The sequence below is a fragment of the Chryseobacterium sp. SIMBA_029 genome (assembly GCF_046535275.1).
GTDB lineage: Bacteria > Bacteroidota > Bacteroidia > Flavobacteriales > Weeksellaceae > Chryseobacterium.
This window is the reverse complement of sequence record NZ_JAWRXA010000742.1, coordinates 1-243: the sequence shown is the minus strand read 5'-3', so window position 1 is coordinate 243 and position 243 is coordinate 1. Positions and strand designations below refer to the sequence as shown.

Here is a 243-nt window from a genome sequence, read left to right as displayed (position 1 = left end):
GCTAATCTCACCCGTATTAACATTAACGCCCGTGATTTTAGCGGTAACATCAAACGCAATGATGGTGGGCTTAAAAGTGCGCACGTCTTCCCAAAATGCCGTAGTGTCTTTTAAAACTTGCTCAGATTGAGCCAGTAAGCTATCACTTGGTAAAGTTGCTCCATTAGCGCCTTGTGCCGTGATAGCAACATCAACGCTACCAGCGCCGCGCCGTAAGGGGTAAACGTAGGCGTTAGCGATACC

The 243-nt window shown here is 48.1% G+C and carries 1 protein-coding gene; it reads right to left on the bottom strand.

Going from position 1 to position 243, the window contains the following annotated elements; all coding sequences use genetic code 11:
* Window positions 1-243: baseplate J/gp47 family protein (locus tag SB679_RS25905; protein WP_410705253.1), on the bottom strand; the 243-nt coding region annotated here is incomplete at both ends.